The organism is Mucilaginibacter terrenus, assembly GCF_003432065.1.
GTDB classification, from domain to species: Bacteria; Bacteroidota; Bacteroidia; order Sphingobacteriales; family Sphingobacteriaceae; genus Mucilaginibacter; species Mucilaginibacter terrenus.
Genome location: NZ_QWDE01000001.1, coordinates 1,344,609 through 1,361,270 on the forward strand (window position 1 = coordinate 1,344,609; position 16,662 = coordinate 1,361,270).

General features: G+C 46.3%; 18 protein-coding genes and 1 pseudogene. 11 read left to right on the plus strand and 8 right to left on the minus strand.

What is annotated here, in order from left to right; all coding sequences use genetic code 11:
* Positions 1 to 7: 7 nt before the first annotated feature.
* From DYU05_RS05935 to DYU05_RS05960, 5 genes are all read right to left on the minus strand, one after another.
* Positions 8 to 2,182: a cbb3-type cytochrome c oxidase subunit I gene (locus tag DYU05_RS05935; protein WP_235853962.1), complete on the minus strand. Its 2,175-nt coding sequence runs from the start codon at positions 2,180 to 2,182 to the stop codon at positions 8 to 10.
* Entirely contained in the window at positions 2,179 to 3,291 is a 1,113-nt protein-coding gene (locus DYU05_RS05940; RefSeq protein WP_117382041.1) for a sensor histidine kinase, read from the minus strand. The genes DYU05_RS05935 and DYU05_RS05940 overlap by 4 nt, the downstream gene beginning before the upstream one ends.
* 385 nt (positions 3,292 to 3,676) lie before the next feature.
* Complete coding sequence (locus DYU05_RS05950) at positions 3,677 to 4,102, minus strand: hypothetical protein (RefSeq protein WP_133300169.1); 426 nt, start codon at positions 4,100 to 4,102, stop codon at positions 3,677 to 3,679.
* A gap of 171 nt (positions 4,103 to 4,273) precedes the next feature.
* Positions 4,274 to 6,259 carry a sigma 54-interacting transcriptional regulator gene (locus DYU05_RS05955; protein WP_205771796.1) on the minus strand — a complete coding sequence of 662 codons (1,986 nt, stop codon included), beginning with the start codon at positions 6,257 to 6,259 and terminating at the stop codon, positions 4,274 to 4,276.
* Positions 6,228 to 6,455 carry a hypothetical protein gene (locus DYU05_RS05960; protein WP_133300170.1) on the minus strand — a complete coding sequence of 76 codons (228 nt, stop codon included), beginning with the start codon at positions 6,453 to 6,455 and terminating at the stop codon, positions 6,228 to 6,230. The genes DYU05_RS05955 and DYU05_RS05960 overlap by 32 nt, the downstream gene beginning before the upstream one ends.
* Positions 6,456 to 6,927: 472 nt before the next feature.
* Between DYU05_RS05960 and DYU05_RS05965 the strand changes: the two genes are divergently transcribed.
* The 7 genes and pseudogenes from DYU05_RS05965 to DYU05_RS21490 form a co-directional block, all read left to right on the plus strand.
* Positions 6,928 to 7,794 (plus strand): helix-turn-helix domain-containing protein, encoded by an 867-nt coding sequence (locus tag DYU05_RS05965; RefSeq protein ID WP_117382046.1) that lies wholly within the window; start codon positions 6,928 to 6,930, stop codon positions 7,792 to 7,794.
* A 4-nt stretch (positions 7,795 to 7,798) separates the two neighbouring features.
* Positions 7,799 to 9,061, plus strand: a complete 1,263-nt coding sequence (locus tag DYU05_RS05970) for an NAD(P)/FAD-dependent oxidoreductase (RefSeq protein WP_117382047.1) — start codon at positions 7,799 to 7,801, stop codon at positions 9,059 to 9,061.
* Positions 9,062 to 9,090: 29 nt separating this feature from the next.
* On the plus strand, positions 9,091 to 10,140 hold the full coding sequence (locus tag DYU05_RS05975; protein ID WP_205771797.1) for a catalase family peroxidase: 1,050 nt from the start codon (positions 9,091 to 9,093) through the stop codon (positions 10,138 to 10,140).
* Positions 10,141 to 10,152: 12 nt separating this feature from the next.
* Entirely contained in the window at positions 10,153 to 10,395 is a 243-nt protein-coding gene (locus DYU05_RS05980; protein ID WP_117382048.1) for a hexameric tyrosine-coordinated heme protein, read from the plus strand.
* 29 nt (positions 10,396 to 10,424) lie between these two features.
* Positions 10,425 to 11,003 (plus strand): FAD-dependent oxidoreductase, encoded by a 579-nt coding sequence (locus DYU05_RS05985; protein ID WP_117382049.1) that lies wholly within the window; start codon positions 10,425 to 10,427, stop codon positions 11,001 to 11,003.
* Between the two features lie 61 nt (positions 11,004 to 11,064).
* The gene (locus tag DYU05_RS21405; protein WP_262511248.1) at positions 11,065 to 11,193 is read left to right on the plus strand and encodes a hypothetical protein; all 129 of its coding nucleotides are present in this window, start codon (positions 11,065 to 11,067) and stop codon (positions 11,191 to 11,193) included.
* Between the two features lie 29 nt (positions 11,194 to 11,222).
* A pseudogene (locus DYU05_RS21490) lies at positions 11,223 to 11,348 on the plus strand (FAD-dependent monooxygenase); the annotation flags it as partial.
* 128 nt (positions 11,349 to 11,476) lie between these two features.
* On the opposite strand, the gene DYU05_RS05995 reads toward DYU05_RS21490, so the two are convergent.
* The gene (locus DYU05_RS05995; RefSeq protein ID WP_117382050.1) at positions 11,477 to 11,716 is read right to left on the minus strand and encodes a hypothetical protein; all 240 of its coding nucleotides are present in this window, start codon (positions 11,714 to 11,716) and stop codon (positions 11,477 to 11,479) included.
* A 92-nt stretch (positions 11,717 to 11,808) separates the two neighbouring features.
* Between DYU05_RS05995 and DYU05_RS21035 the strand changes: the two genes are divergently transcribed.
* Positions 11,809 to 11,946 (plus strand): hypothetical protein, encoded by a 138-nt coding sequence (locus DYU05_RS21035; protein WP_165852002.1) that lies wholly within the window; start codon positions 11,809 to 11,811, stop codon positions 11,944 to 11,946.
* A gap of 66 nt (positions 11,947 to 12,012) precedes the next feature.
* Here DYU05_RS21035 and DYU05_RS06000 read toward each other — a convergent pair whose 3' ends face one another.
* A complete protein-coding gene (locus tag DYU05_RS06000; protein ID WP_117382051.1) occupies positions 12,013 to 12,453 on the minus strand; it encodes a carboxymuconolactone decarboxylase family protein in 441 nt (146 codons plus the stop codon).
* Positions 12,454 to 12,473: 20 nt separating this feature from the next.
* Positions 12,474 to 12,923, minus strand: a complete 450-nt coding sequence (locus DYU05_RS06005; protein WP_117382052.1) for a DoxX family protein — start codon at positions 12,921 to 12,923, stop codon at positions 12,474 to 12,476.
* Positions 12,924 to 13,347: 424 nt separating this feature from the next.
* Here DYU05_RS06005 and DYU05_RS06010 point away from each other — a divergent pair, with 424 nt between their 5' ends.
* Genes DYU05_RS06010 through DYU05_RS06020 form a run of 3 tightly spaced genes read left to right on the plus strand, consistent with a single transcriptional unit; the run spans position 13,348 to position 16,626 of the window.
* Entirely contained in the window at positions 13,348 to 14,805 is a 1,458-nt protein-coding gene (locus DYU05_RS06010) for an aldehyde dehydrogenase family protein (protein ID WP_117382053.1), read from the plus strand.
* A gap of 53 nt (positions 14,806 to 14,858) precedes the next feature.
* Entirely contained in the window at positions 14,859 to 15,812 is a 954-nt protein-coding gene (locus DYU05_RS06015) for a SphA family protein (protein WP_165852003.1), read from the plus strand.
* Between the two features lie 28 nt (positions 15,813 to 15,840).
* Complete coding sequence (locus DYU05_RS06020) at positions 15,841 to 16,626, plus strand: alpha/beta hydrolase (protein WP_117382055.1); 786 nt, start codon at positions 15,841 to 15,843, stop codon at positions 16,624 to 16,626.
* Positions 16,627 to 16,662 lie beyond the last annotated feature (36 nt).

A 16,662-nucleotide genomic window follows, 5' to 3' on the forward strand; every position in this document is an offset into this window, starting at 1 on the left:
GTTCCCTTTAAATTGTGGCATTTGCCGGTAAGTAATCCAATTTTTCAAAAACCGCCGCCTGCACTTCAGCTTCTGTACTGATGACGGTCATGGCATACATGTTCCAGGCGAACAGGAGGTGAGAGCCCCACATTAACGATCCGCCGATGGCACGCCAAAGCCAATAGGGAGCCATCAGGCTTACGCCATCAATAAACGGTTTACCGGCTACCCAGCCCATGCCCTTCAATGTTCCGCCGACCATTAAAGGAATCGAATAGAACAGGATACCGACCAGCGCCATCCAGAAGTGGGCGCCTACCAAACTTTGTTTAGCTTCCTTCCCGGTCAACCTGGGTACGAGCGTATAAATACAGGCCCAAAGCATAAAGGCGATGATACCGTACATGGTGATATGCGAGTGTGCTACAGTGAAATCGGTAAAATGCCAAACCAGGTTAGTGGAACGAAAGGCCTCTGCTGTCCCCTGCGTTGAACCCGTAAAATAGAAGATGATCCCGGTGACGTAAAATGGCAGCGTGTAGCTGCGCGAGATCTTATGATAGTTCCCGCGTATGGTCATCAGGAAATTGGTCGTGCCAGCAAAAACAGGTATCAGCATACCCACGCTGCCGACAATGGCGACTGTTTGCAACCACCAGGGTATGGAACTGAACAAAAAATGATGTGTGCCGATCAGCGTGTAAAAGAGTATCTGGGACCAAAAAGCCAGGATACCTAAACTGTAAGAATAAATTGGGGTATTTAAATGTTGAGGCAGAAAATAGTAGACCAGGCCCAGGTTAAAAAGCATAAACCACATACCCACTGCCTGGTGCATATAAAATCCTTGCACGATTGTTTCGCCTAATCCATTCTGCCACCAGGGCACATAACCTACAATGACGATCACGGTCAGGAACATGACTGAAGAAACAATATACCAGTTAGAAATATAGATTTCCGGAGTTTTGCGCCGGGCAATCGTTTTTAGGAAATTGATCAGGGTGATGACAATTCCCAGGGCAAACAGGCCCATTACCGGCCAGGTATATTCCCGGTATTCTCCGCCGCCATTATTTATTCCAGCCATGAGCGAAATAGTTCCGCACAACACCGCTGAATTGATCAGAATCAGCGTGTAGTAGCCCCATTTGGTGCTGTATAATACAGTGTTACTTACCGTGGTTACTACGTAATGTCCCAGTCCGATCATGGCCAGGGAAGACCATCCCCAGAAAACCATGTTCGTGTGGGTAGGACGTAACCGGCCAAAGCTTAACCAACTGACATGATCCGCGTCCGGCGAAACGAATTTAATACCGATGTACTCCCCAATTGAGGTACCCGCGACCAACCAGAATGTCCCGGTACACAAGAACCAAAGGATCAATTTTACCAGTTTAGGATCGACATTATGCTTTTTGGCCGCCCTCCTTTTCGGTGAAATGAAACGCACGCCGTTTACCTCGGCGACATTGGTCAGCAGGCCTTTTTTATCATCCGGCGGGACATTGCCTGCCAGTTCGCTGTCATTTAAGGTATAATCGAGTGCCCTTTTACGGCGCAGCACTCCGGCAAAGAATTCTTCATCATCTTCCATTTGCTGCGTTAATCTGACAGCCTGCTTTTTAAGGCGGAACTCACGGGCGCTGTTTACGATCCGGCTTAATTTGACGCAAGCAATATAGACTAACCCGATCAGGGGAAGCATAACCAGCACAAGCATAATGTAGATTCCAGGGCTATTTATTGTTGCTGCTACCGAAGCATCCTGCGCCTTAGCTGCATGGCCCGAAAGAACCAGGGTTATTGCTATGGTTAATGCTTTGATAGCTTTGTCCCTTCCATTGCGCTTTATTGGTTTCTTTTCAACGTCGCTATGGTTGATCAACTGATCGATCTGTACGCGGTTTAAGCTGGTCAACTGCTCCCGGACCTGGCCATCCGGTCTCTCGATTGCGTCGGCTTCTTCCCTCAGCCTGCGGGAAAGACGGTAAAGCCACACGGCAATGATCAGCAATAAAAAAAGAAGAAAAGCTACAGCGAGGTCTACTCCAATATGGTCAATTTTGAGCGGCTGTAGTTCATCAGCCCGGGCATTTGTGCAGAGCAGCAGCAATCCGCTAAGTGCGCTAAAAAAACAGATCGGTTTAGTTTTCATAAAAAACGAATTAATTATTATCATTTGCTGATTGATCATATCGTCCTGGTTGTAACCTTGCCTGAATCTCCCTGGGCGTCCGCCCGGTAAATGGGTAAACTGAAATAAAATACAGATCCGCCACTGCGGCCTTTTTCCGCCCGAACGGTGCCATCATGGTCGGTGATGATTTTTTTTACCAGGTACAAGCCCAAACCTTTGCTGTTTTTTTTGCGGACCGATCTCGACTCAACCTGATAGAATTTTTGAAAAAGCTGCATTTCCTGTCCAGCAGGAATACCAATGCCCTGATCCTGTACCGCCACTTCTACACAGGTGTTGGTTGTGTTGCTACTGATCGTGATCCGGGAAGCCGGCGAAGAAAAATTAACCGCGTTGTTGAGGTAATTGACTAAAACCTGTATGATCTTGTATTTATCTGCCCGGACCTGAACTTTAGCTTCATTTTGCCTGACGAAGCGGTAGCCGGGATGGAGCAGTTTCATTTCACTAATCATGACGCTGATCAGATCTTCCATACAAAAAACTGTCCTGTTTGACGCAGACTGGTGAAGTTCGCTTACAGGCGATGTCAGGTATTCCTCGATGACGCTGGTCATACAGTTGATATGGAGATCCACTGTTTGGAGTACCCTTACCGTGTGTTGGTCCCGGCCGCCGGAAAGCATCCTTATTAAAAGCTGAATATTTAGTTTGACGACCGTTAAAGGACTGCGCAATTCATGGTTGACTACGGCAAGGCTTAAACACTCTTCGTTCATCAGCTGCGTGGTATCTTCAACGACACCTGCCATCTGCTCCGCAATATCCCACCCCCGGTAGAATTGCACTCCGGATAGGCGGAGCCATTTTACTTTTCCCCCCGGCGTATTCACTTTAACCCTTACCTCGAATTTCGAGTTTGTCGCGCAGGCGCAAGTAAATTCACGGATGAGGTGGTTTACCTGTTCTGGTTCCAGCAGTTTTAAAAATCCGCTTAAGTCCATTTCCTGATTTTTCCGAAGACCCAGCATTCTTCGGGTACGGGGGCAAATAGAAAGCTTCTTCGTACCGAGTTCCAGCTTCCAGCACCCCGTATAAGTTCCCGGCCGTGTAAAATCGGGTAATACTCCGGGTCTTCTGTTCATCATCTCTCTTTGCGCTTTCATGTTAATTGTTGTACCGGGTTATTATGAAATCGAACTATTTTTAGGTGATTATTTACCGGGCGGCAGGTTCCGCTAATGAACATTGTCCGAAGAATTCCGGCGAACTTATGCCATAGCTGTATTGACATTCCGGCGAGGTAGCATTGATAGTGACTAATTAATACTCCTTTGACGCCGTACGATGTGAGTTCTATGCCATAGATAATGCATTTGTCATCGTTGTTCAGCGTATTGCAATAATGGATTTCTATGATCTCAAATTCCTCGGGTGAGATGACTACACCGTATTCCAGACATCTGATGTTTTCCCGCTCCATTACAAAAGTGTGATCAAACCCTTGATTCCTCAGGTTCGATTTTATGTTCATAATTTCATGTAGTCTTTTCATACTTGTAAATTAGATACCCTGAAAACTAAAGCTCCTGATGTCTCCCATTGCTGGATGGTCCGTGTTCTTCTGAATAGCCTGCGGTCTGAGGTGAAGTAAATAATGGTCAGGACAACCTGACTGATCACTATCCCAGATGGGAGCAAAAAGAGATGATTACTCAACAGAAGCGGAAACGCAATAAGCATATCGGCAGCAATGTAGCCTGCGATGATTTGCTTTAAATTAGGCGCGGAAGGCATGATGATTACCGAACTGCTGATACATTTGATGGCCATAACGATCTGAAGAATCATCAGGCCGAAGCTGTCGGGCTGATGTGAACCTTCCTGTCCGCCGATCAGCTTCAATAAAATGGTCTGCCAGAAAATCATCAGAAAACTCATCAGGAAAGTAGTGTAAAAGCTTTGCCGGTTTCTCATGTTAGTGGTGTTGTTGATTGCTGCCGAAACTATTGATTTGTTGATGTAAAGTTCCCCGACAAGGCACAGTGAATCAATGTATCGTTTATGGATATCATCGTATAAATTACCTATCATGAAAAAACCCGGCTGTAGGTGTACAGCCGGGCTCTGATTTGAATGGTAGTTAAGTTAAATATCCTCTTTCCGGATACCAAGTTTCTTAATTTTTGAATGAAGGGTTGTAGGTAAGATTTCCAGGATTTCTGCTGCACCGCCAGCACCGCTTATTTTACCTTTACATTTTCTCAGCACCGTTAAAATATGTTCCCTGGCGTTATCGTCAATCGTTTTTAGCTTACCGTTATCAGCCGGTAACTCTGCCGTGCGGCTGCTATAAAGTTTTGGGAGAAAAACCTCACGGATATAGGGCCCCTCATTTAAAAGTACGCTCCGCTCGATCAGGTGTTCCAGTTCCCGAACATTTCCCGGCCAGTGATAGTTGATCAGTTGATCCAATACACCGGGAGTAACTCCAGTGATCTCCTTCTGGCTTTTTCGGGCATACTTGGCGATAAAATGGTCGATGAGAACCGCAATATCTTCTTTGCGCTCACGGAGAGGCGCAATCAATATCGGAAACACGTACAAACGGTAATAGAGGTCGAGCCTGAAATGGCCTTCTTCTACTTCTTTCTCCAGGTTGCGGTTCGTCGCTGCTATGATGCGGACATTGATTTTGACCGGTGCCCGTCCGCCAATCCTTTCTATTTCCTGTTCCTGTAAAACCCTCAACAACTTCACCTGCAATTCGGCAGGCATTTCGCCAATCTCATCAAGAAAGATCGTACCCTTATCGGCCAACTCAAATTTACCAATTCTCTTTTCAATAGCTCCCGTAAAGGCTCCCTTTTCATGCCCGAACAGTTCAGATTCGATCAGGTTGGCAGGCAGAGACGCACAGTTGACGATCACCAGCGGCTTTTGGTTTCGTGGAGATAGTTCATGTATGCTTTTCGCTATCCGTTCTTTACCCGTACCGCTTTCTCCGAGGATCAGAACCGAGGTATCTAACGGGGCTACCACAGCGACCATATCTTGTACGCTCAGCATTTGGTGACTTCTACCAATGATACCGTCGAAAACTTTTTTCCTTTCCTTACTGCCCGGATGTTCCCTGTAATTTTCACTCCTGATATGAGCTAAGCCGGTTTGTTGGCCGGACCAGATATTTTCCATCACACTGGTGAGCGCCTTTTGAATGCGTTGCATCAGCGAAAGGTGATCGGGAAGATAGCTATCGGGTTTGCGGCTGTAAAAGCATAGGCTTACAATCTCGGATCCCGGCAACAAGATCGGAAAATGCAGAAAGGACTCCAATTGAAAAGCATCCGAGATTGCTTTTCTCAGCGGGTAAATCTTCCAGGCTTCCTTCAGGTGATCATGATTATAATACTCCGCCTTAATCGTTTGCAGCGTAATGTTTTGCTTATTATTGAATTCCTCAGGCTTCAACCGGGTGCTATTTACAAGATCCTCCCGGGTTAAGGCCTGGTAATCATTAAATCCGGTTCGCATAAACGAAATTTCCACATGGCCCGACGTCTCTGGCCTCTTAATATAAATTCTCAAGAAATCGTAAGGAATATAGGCTTGAAGGGAACGGATCATTTTTAATACCTTTTGATTAAAATCCAAAGAATGGCGTTCCAATTCTTTTAAAGTTTTTTCCAGCTCCTCTTCCTGACGCAGTTTTGATTCGATACTGTTTTGATGCCGGAAAAAAGCGACATCCAGTGAAATAAGCAATTCTTTCTCCCGAAATGGTTTGACCAAAAACCCATAAGGCTGGGTCATCTTTGCCATCTCCAGGATGCTTTCCTGAAAGTTAGCCGACAGATAAACAAAGCCGATGTTCTTTTTGGTGAGTGTTTTCGCCAGGTCAATGCCGTTCTGAGGACCCTTCAAAAATATATCAAGTAAAACCATTTCAGGTTTTTCTGCTTCAATCATTTTCATGGCATCTACGACAGAATCGGCGATTCCGCATACCTGATATCCTGCCCTTGTCAGGATCAGTTTAAGATCAAGGGCGATCATCGATTCGTCTTCAACAATAAGAATTTTTTTCTTCATATCACGCAGACTAGGTAAACAGATCATGAGCTGCCGCTTCATCAGCTGCTGTTTCCAAATTAATTACAATACTTATAGCTGCACCACCGTTGTTTTTAATCCTTAACTTTCCGCCGACTGGCTTGCATAACGCCTTTATCCTTTCCATACCCAGCGGTGATGCCTTATCGATATCGAATTCTTTACCGGGGCCTTTATCGCTATCAGCCAAGGTAAGCAAAACCTGATTGTCGTTCATCAGCCGTAAACTAATAATTATCTTGCCATTGTTACCCTCAAAACCATATTTTACGGAATTGGCGTTCGTTTCATTTAAGATCAATTCTACCTCGATCGCTTACCTGATTACCAGATTAAAGGGTTCGATATGCTGTGGGCTTGCAACTTTGACGATACATTCCTGCCCATCTTAGTTAACCAGTTTAGCTGAAATTACTTGCGATAAAACTGGTGCATTAAACGGCAGTGGTCAATGTACAGGACAGGGCTTTTATTGTACAGATTATAGCTTCGGGCCAATGCAACCTTCTAAACCTGTTGGCGGAACGTCTCAAGCAGAATTACGAAATATCGTAACTCCCAGTCTTTTTAGTGGATATTTCGTCTTTATTCAAAATTTAAAATTATTAAAACATTGATTATGAATGATTTATAAATAGAGGCACAGTTATGGAATATTGGCATCTGTCTCTATACCCTGACGAAATGCTATGAAACAGCTAAACAACTTATTACCAGACTATCGCCAAGATGGGAACGGAAATCCGGCTTTTGACATTCGTATGTTAACCAACATTGACGAAAACAGCTTAATTCAAAGAAACGGTCAATTTCTTATTATTTGGATCACCCGGGGACAAGGTACTTATTGCATTAGTGAGCAAAGGGGCCTGATCGGGCATAATCATTTGTTGTTTATCCAACCTGGGCAGCTTTCCGGTATTCAGCTTCATGAGGAAGCTGAAGGTTATGCCATTTCCTTTAACACGTCCTTCCTGAATAGGCCGGAAGGTGATATAACAGCCAGGGATGGGAGTTTTTACCAGGTCTTCGCCCGTAACCAGACGATTACCACTGGACCGGAGACAGAGGAGATGCAGAGTATCACGGCCATAATGCTAAGGGAATTCAGCCGTAACCATTTGTATCGTCGGGAAATCCTGAAACAATATCTTAAAATATTCCTGATGTACCTCGCCGCGCAAATGGATCATTCGCAGCTTCCGAGACAGACTCGTAACGAGGCAATCCTGGAAAGTTTCATGGCCCTCTTAGAAAAGAATTTCCGCACGCAAAAGATGGTGTCAGATTATGCGGAGGCAATTTCCGTGACACCCAATTATCTCAATGAGGTCATCAAGAAGATGACCGGACATTCTGCGGGACATCATATCCGCCAGCGGGTAGCGCAGGAAGCGAAGCGGCAGGCCGTTTTCTCAAATAGCTGCATGAAGGGCATTGCCTATGACCTTGGCTTTTATGATATGGCGCATTTCAGCAAGTTTTTTAAGAACACGACCGGAATGAATTTTTCGGATTTCAAAAACAGCGACAGGGTGCTTAAAGCGGTAATTTAATTTTATGGAAAACAAAGGACAAAAGAAGCTGCTCATTGTCGGCGGTGGTTTTGCCGGAATGAATCTGGCCCGGGAAGTGATGAAGAGCGAAGCTTATCAGATTACACTGATCGACAAGAACAACTATAACTATTTTCCACCTCTGCTCTACCAGGTGGCGACCAGCTTTTTGGATCCGTCCAGCATCAGCTATCCTTTCCGAAAATTATTCCGGAATGAGGAGGTGAGGTTCAGAATGGGTGAATTGATCCGGATAGACCCTGTTCAACAAATTGCCTATCTGAACGATGCCGAGTTGCCCTACGATGAACTGGTATTCGCCACCGGTGCCCGCACGAACTATTTCGGGAATGAGAATGTCAAAAAATACGCACTTCCGATGAAAACCATCGATGATGCTTTACTCATGCGCAATTCTTTATTGAAAACGCTCGAGCAAGCTTCCACATGTACGGACCCTGAAGAGCGCCGCAAACTATTGACCATCGTTGTCGCAGGTGGCGGGCCAACCGGCGTGGAGGTGTCGGGTATGCTTGCGGAAATGAAAAAGAATATCATTCTCAAAGATTACCCGGAAATCAAAAACAGCGGCGGGGAGATCTACATTGTGGACGGGGGATCCAGCCTGCTGGCACCTATGAGCGAAAAGACGCATGAAGAGACGAAAGACGTTTTGATCAAGCTCGGCGTCCGGGTCAAATTAAACACCCGCGTGACGAATTTCGAGCACGGCATCGTTACCCTGACTACCGGCGAGATGATTGAAGCGAAGACGCTGATCTGGGCCGCCGGCATTACCGCCAACAGCTTCGATGGCATTGCGCCCGAAATGCGCGGTGCCGGCCAACGCATGATCACGGACGAACATAATAAAGTCAACGGGCTCAACCATGTCTACGCGATTGGGGATTCAGCTATCATGACTACTGATCCTGCTTACCCGCGCGGGCACCCGCAGCTGGCCCAGGTCGCTATACAGCAAGGACGGAACCTGGCGCGCAATTTCATCGCCATGGCAAACAACAAGACCCTGAAGCCTTTTATCTATTTCGACAAAGGAGATATGGCTATCGTTGGCCGGCATAATGCAGTAGTAGATATGTTTAAGCATAAAGTTCATTTAAAAGGATTTGCTGCACTGTTTATCTGGTTATTTATCCACCTGATCTCCCTGGTAACTTATACGAATAAATTAAGGACATTGTATAACTGGACGATAGCCTACATATCAAGAGACCAGTCCCTGCGCATGATCTTCAGATCGTAATCAACGAATTACTGAATTATACCAAAAAAATGATCACAAAAAACAGCTTTTATGCGGATCCCCGGCGGGGTGGCATGATTTTGACCAAAAAACGCTGCGTTATTGCAGGTTTACTTTTAATGATTGTAAATGGCAGTGTTGCCTTTGCGCAGATCACCCGTACCCAAGCCACCCCTGCTGAAATGGTTGACGCATTGCATGCAGCTTTTGGTAAACATCCAAACGCGAGGGCGGTCCATGCTAAAGGCGTTTTTCTCGAAGGGACCTTCGCACCCGCAGCCATTGCTAAAAACTTATCTATGGCACCGCATCTTCAGTACCGCACCCTGCCGGTGATGGTCAGATTTTCCGATTTTACCGGTATTCCCGATATATCTGATACGACCGGAGGTTCTAATCCGCGTGGTATGGCAATCAAATTTCAACTGGGAAACGGTAAAAGCACCGATATTATCGCACATAGCTTTAATGGTTTCCCGGTTGCTACGACAGATGAATTCAGGGAATTTTTGCTGAACATTTCCAGGAGCGGGCCAAAGGCTCCGCATCCAAACGCGATCGAGCAGTTCTTAGGGACACACCCGATTGCCAAGCACTTCGTAACCACGCAAAAGCCACCATCAGTAAGTTACGGTACGCTCTCCTACTTTGGCGTAAACAGTTTCAAGTTTATTAATAGCAAGGGTATTTCATGTTACATCCGCTATCAGATCATCCCTGAGGCCGGGGAGCAATTTTTGACCGCAGCGCAATTCAAAAATACCGGCGACAATTATCTTTCGGAAGAGATTAAGACCCGCATAGGTGCAGGTGCTGTTAAGTTTAAATTGTATGCGCAGGTTGCCGAAACCGGGGACAAAATCGAAAATCCTTCGATCGCCTGGCCGAATGAGCGCAAGCGCATCTTATTGGGAACGATCACCATCAGTCGGCTGGCCGATAATAGCCTGGAGGCGGACAAAGCACTTATCTACAATCCGGGCAACCTGCCCAAAGGCATTGAGATCGCTGATCCAATGGTGGCCGACCGTGCCAGGCTTTACCCAGTATCCGTTAAAGAACGTCAACAATCACATTAATTCACATAAGCTATGAGCGAAAATATACAACTAATACCCGGTAATACCTTACTTACCGCTACGCCGGAAGAAGGCCGGGCCCTGGCCATGAAAATGTCCCGGTTAATTATAAAGGCTACACAGCCTGATGCCACTATAAGAGAAAAGCTAAGGCCGGTTTATGCCGAAGATGCGGCCATGCTGATCGCGATCGGCCAGACCGTCGCTTTGGAATTCGCGACCATTGCGGCAGCCAACAACTATTGGAGAAAATAATGCTTTCCTGCAATAGTGATGCGTATTAAATGATTATTATCGGAGCGGGCCCAACCGGCTTGCTGGCTGCCTGCCAGTTAGCCCGCTTCGGTTGTAAACTCATCATTATTGACCAGAGATCAAGACCTACGGCAGAATCACGTGCGATAATCCTTAAATGGCGCAGCCTTGAGATTTACCAGCAGATGGGACGGCAAGGGGTTGTAATAAAACCAAACAGATTCCAAACCGGCTTATTTTTATTAATGGCGCAGAAAAAGGCGCGCTTTAATCTACCTGACGCAGGTGCAGCGTTGACCGGTTTCCCGGAATTTAAAACGTTTGAACAATATAAGAATGAGGAGTTGCTCTATCAATCCTTATACGCACCGGTCGAGAAGTACAATGGAATACTGAATTCAAGTGTGTGCTTCAGCAGGAAAAACCGTCAAAGTAGTAGCCAGCCGGTCAATCATCGTATCGCGCTGCCGCTAACGATCAAAGCTGATTTTCATTTTAGCCTGCGACGGCGCATCAAGCCCAGTCCGCCATGCCCTTCAAATGAGTTTTGCCGGGGGAACTTACCAAAAAAAATCTCCGTAGTGAACGCAAAGATCAAACGACATTAGTCTCCTTAGCGATTAATCGCGATGCCTGCCGGGAACAGCTTTTTCGCTTTTTTGCCGATATATGGAGACTATTCGTAAAGGATTGGAAACATTGCCTAACGACGGTCAGTCAACCACCGTCGCGAACCTGGCCGGTTTTAAGCAGTTCATAATAGATACCGCAAAAATTCCGATGCAGATTAAAAGTTAACTGGTTGCCAACTCTACCAGCATCACCGGTGTATAGAAAAATTCAGCACTAAGAACAGTTTTTTCCTGGGTGATGCGGCGCATATCCACAGTCCGGCCGGCGGTCAGGGAATGATTACGGGGTCTCAGGTTGCGTATAATCTTGCATGGAACTAGACATAGTAGGCCGGTATCAAGGAAGCCAACCTTTACTCGACACTTGTCTAACGAACGGTATCCTTATGCACGAACCCTTTTAAATTTACCGACAAGCTATTTAAACTTATGACCGGTGACCATTTACTTCACCATATCATCTGTACCTGCTTGGTACCCTCTTTTTTAAACTCCGTCATGTAGTGGCCGCACACGAAAGAAAAAGTATTCATAAGGCATTCCAATTTGTTACAGGTACCCACCAGGACAAGCAAACTTTCAGCAAACCAAACAAAATTAATTTCAGGACGGGTGACGCTGCCCTTTTGCGGAGGTGAATATGGAAGGAAAGGCGAATAGCTCCTATGATCTTTTGAATGTTCCGGCATTTGTGCTGCTTACTGTCAAACATTCCGTCACTTGGCGAATTAACAATTGTCCTTAAACAAGGCGTTCCTGAAGATAGTTCCATTGCTTTTGGATGCGCACTGGCGAAACTGAGTGTGATCAGCCGGCTGATCCTTTTGCTCCGCCCCGACCGGTATTTCGGCTTGTTGCAGATGAACTGGCTAAAGATCTGCCTGAAGACTACTTCTATTTTTGCACCGGTCCGCTTTAAAATAGCCGCGCCTCCAGGAATTCTATCCCTGAAGGCGGCAAATGTAGTATCGCTGACAATCCCGTTTTATTCCGGGTGTTTGCTGAATGCGATCCCTAACCGGTTCCAGGAATTCATGGCGACTATCGCGAGAATTACTTTAGCCGTGGTTTCTTCGCCCAATAAAGCGACCGCTTTTTCAAATATTGCATCGCTTACGCCATGGTTACTGATCAGGGTAACCTCTTCGGTTAATTCCAAGATCAGCTGGTCCGTTTCGCTAAACCAATTTCGTGCCTCACGCCAGGCACTCATTACAAAGATCCGCTGCGGATTTTCACCATATTTTACGGCATCTTTAGTGTGCGCATTGAGGCAATAGGCGCAACCGTTGATCTGGGAAGTCCGGATCTTGATCATTTCTCTTTGAATGCGTTCCAGTTTGGTCTCAGCCAGCAGCTTGTCCATTTGAATAAGCGGTGCATAGGCGTCGGGGACAGCGGATTGCAGGTTAAATCGTGTTTTCATATTTGAATTTATAGTTGATATTAAAATTTCGACTTGGTACCCCAATAATTATCCAGGCTCCAGTCGTAGGTGACAACAGTAGCTAACAACAGGCTCGCCGCGCTCGCCGGAAAAACGGAATAGTTGAACGGCGCTTTAATACCCATAAAGACGGCCATACACAAAGCAAACGTTAACAGCAACAGGAAAGAGCCGATCGCAGCAAGCTTGGTTTTATACCCAATCAATAACTGCAGACCGAATACCGCTTCAGCTATGGTCGCCAAAATGCCCATAAAGCTCGCCGCGCCGCGGCCGAGGAAAGGCATTAATAACTGCGTATAGGTAATAAAATTGTCCCAGTTTCCCCAATCGACATTGTGCAGGCCTTTGGGCCCTAGCCAGCCCATCCGGTCTGCTACTGCTGATAAAAATCCAATGCCTAATGCCAGCCTGGTGTAAAGCTGTCCGTATTTTAATGGGTTATTCATTTGGTGTGATCTATGTTTAATTATTACCGAAACGTAGATGTTCTTTCGCGTTCCCTATCGTTGCCTGGAGGTTACTACAATAATGCCATATTATACATTTAGTTGATAATCAGATAATTATAAATAAGCTGATTCGAATTCTACCGATATTTCGCATTCGGCAGTATGGAGATGACGAAATAAAGTAAATAAGGCAAACCGGCGGTAAGAACTGCCGCAGGCGGTTTAGCTGACTTCCAGGCACGTCGGAATTTTATCGTATGACTTCTGTTTTATTTCGTAATTCCTATTCTGTTTTTACGAAATAAAGTATTTAGGAGTTGAGCTTAAATTGCAATTAATTGACTGTCAATTAATTGCCTGTTGTGGCACAGGTTTTAGATCAAGCAGGTAAAGCAATTATTCATATAAATTTTTGAAAGAGATGGAAAGATACTCCGACCTTAACAAGCAGTTTATCAACGGTAAATGGGTGGACGGCGCAGACACCGCGATCATTGACAATTTGAATCCTTTTTCTGACAAGGTCATCCATAGCCTGAATTCAGCCAATCATGCGGACGTCGATGCGGCATTCGCAGCGGCCAAAAGCGCGCAAGCCGCGTGGCGGGATACCAACCCATTATTAAAGCGTGACATCCTCTTGAAAGCGGCCGAAAACCTGTGGGCGCGTAAGGAGGAATTTATAGAGTGGCTGGCCGTGGAGACGGGCAGTACATATATCAAAGCTTATGTGGAAACCCAGCAAGCCCGTGATATTCTGATCGAAGCTGCCAGCTTTCCCAACCGCATGCACGGCGCTATCCAGCCCTCCACCATCGACGGCAAGGAATCCTACATCTACCGCAAACCGCTAGGCGTCATCGCGCTGATCAGTCCCTGGAACTTTCCGCTATATCTTTCAATGCGTACCATAGCACCATCGTTAGGTACGGGCAATACCGTGGTCGTAAAACCCGCCAGTCAGTCTATCGTTACCGGCGGAACGCTGATCGCAAAAGTGCTGGAGGAAGCCGGCTTGCCTGCCGGGGTATTAAACATCGTAATCGGCAAATCGGATGTCATAGGCGATTATTTCACCGGGCACCCGGTGTCCAGAATGGTTTCTTTTACCGGCTCTACGCCCGTAGGCCGCGGCATAGGCAAAATCGCCGGAGAAGGGTTAAAAAAGTCTGCACTTGAACTGGGCGGTAATAATGTATTTATCGTACTGGACAACGCAGATGTAGATTATGCGGTTGAAGCTGCGGCCTTCGGCCGGTTTCTTCACCAGGGCCAGGCCTGTATCTCAGTAAACCGAATTATGGTTCATGAAAGCCTTTATGACGAATTTAAAAAGAAGTTCGTTGAAAAGGTGAAAGCGCTGCCATACGGAGATGCGCTTAACCCGACGAATGTGGTTGGCCCGGTGATCGATCATAAAGCATTGCAGCGCATCCTGGCAGTCATCGCCAAGTCCGTGGAGGCCGGGGCGATTGTTGAATGCGGCAATCATTGGGAAGGCAATCTGCTGACGCCGACCGTTTTATCAGGCATAACTAACGATATGCCCATCTTCCAGGAGGAGATTTTTGGCCCGGCTGTCGGCTTGATTTCTTTTAAAGACGACGACGAGGCTGTTGAGCTTGCCAATGGAACAGCTTTCGGTTTAAGCGGCGCCATCCACACCAAGGATGTTTATCGTGGCATGCAACTGGCGAGGCGCATTGAAACCGGAATGATGCACATCAACGACCAAACGGCAAATGATGAGGTACATGCCCCTTTCGGCGGAGAAAGATCTTCGGGCACCGGAAGGTTCGGCGGGAACTTTATTCTGGACGAATTGACGACGGTGCAGTGGGTGAGCGTACAGTATCAAAACCGTCAATATCCTTTCTAATCCTTCAGAACATGCTATGCGTTTTCCAACGCATAGCATTAAAACCTGTCGTCATGAAAACGTCTTTAAGTAAATCTTCTGGTGTTAAAACAGCACTGGTACTCGCCGGTATAATTTTATTCAATTTTGCAGCCAAAGCGCAGGACCCTTCGCTTCCGGCTGTCAACCTCGGGCTGGCCAATATAACCGATGGTATTACCCCCGGTCCCGGCATTTATTACGCCAATTTCTCACAGATATACCAGGCTCATTCTTTCCGGGATGGCGCGGGTAATAAGTTACCGACAAATCTAAAAGTCAACACTTATACAACTATACACCAATTTGTCTGGTTAGGCAATAACAAAGTTTTTGGCGGATTATTCGGACTTACCGCATTCCTGCCTGTTGTCAGGATTTCGGCAACCAATGCGGGGGGGCCGACACCTACTATTAACAACGGCGTCCTTGGTGACCTCATTGTAGCCCCAGCCATCGTTTGGGGGAATAGAAAGCTTTTTAACCATGCGTACTTCAGCCGGGCAGAGCTTGATTTTTATCTGCCAACTGGTTCTTATAACCATAACGACGCGAGCAATCCGAGCTCCCATTTTTACACCTTTTCGGCCCATTATTCCTTTACTTATTTCTTTAACAGGGAGCTGAGCATCAGTTCGCGTAATCATATTAATTACAATACCAAGCTGATCGGGACAGCTGTCCATCCCGGCATGTTCTATAATGTGAATTTTTCAGTTGAACAAACCCTGTATAAAACCTTTCGCGCGGAAGCCTGCGCTTACTATCTCACGCAGCTAAACCAGGACTCCAACAACGGGGACAGCCGCTATTACCAAAACGTGGATGGCCTAGCCAATACGAAGGAACGGGTTTTAGGTATTGGCCCAGGCTTGGCCTACCTGGCCAACCAGCGTTTAGTATTGGAGGGAAAGGTGTTTTGGGAAACAGCTGTCCGTAACCGTGAGCAGGGCGTACGTCCGACTCTGCAACTATCCTATAAATTTTAATGTAAACACGTATTTAATTAATCATGTTATGAAATCGACCAACCATATCGTATCAAAAACAATCGTATTTATTACCGGAGCATTCGTGGCCAGCAACTGCTGGGATGAATGGAAGAAGTTTTTCGAAGCGAAGGGCTATGACTGCCTCGTCATACCCTGGCCGAATAAAGACGCCCCGGCTAAAGTGCTACGCAGCCGCCAGCCAAGTGAAGCCATAGCCTCGATGCGTTTACAAAGATTAACTGATTATTATGCCAGTCAAATAAACTTTTTGCCGGAGAAGCCCATATTGATCGGACACTCCATGGGCGGGCTGATCACCCAGCTATTATTACAACGTAATCTCGCGGCTGCAGGTGTGGCCATCCATTCGGTAGCACCACAGGGCGTTATTTGTTTCAGCCTTGCTATGCTTAGGTCAGTATGGGGGCCTCTGGGCTATTTCAGCTCAACTAAGAAATCATTTTTGATGAGCTTTTCGCAATGGCAGTTTGCCTTTACGAACGGCATGCCGGAAGCAGAACAAAAAGCAACGTATGATAAATTCTGCATCCCCGAATCGAAAATGATTTCCAGGGACGGGCTAACAAAAGTGGCAAAGATCGACTTTACCCGTCCTCACGCACCCTTACTGATCACCGCCGGCAGCACGGACCATATCGTTCCGGCAAAATTGAATTACGCGACCTATAAAAAATACCGGTCACAGGGGATCACCAGCTTTAAAGAATTTGAGGGCCGTAACCACCTCGTCCTTGCACAACCTACCTGGCATGAGGATGCCCAATATATTTATGAATGGCTTAATAAGTAACAGGGTGTACCAAGTTCAGTCAACGCAATAACGCAT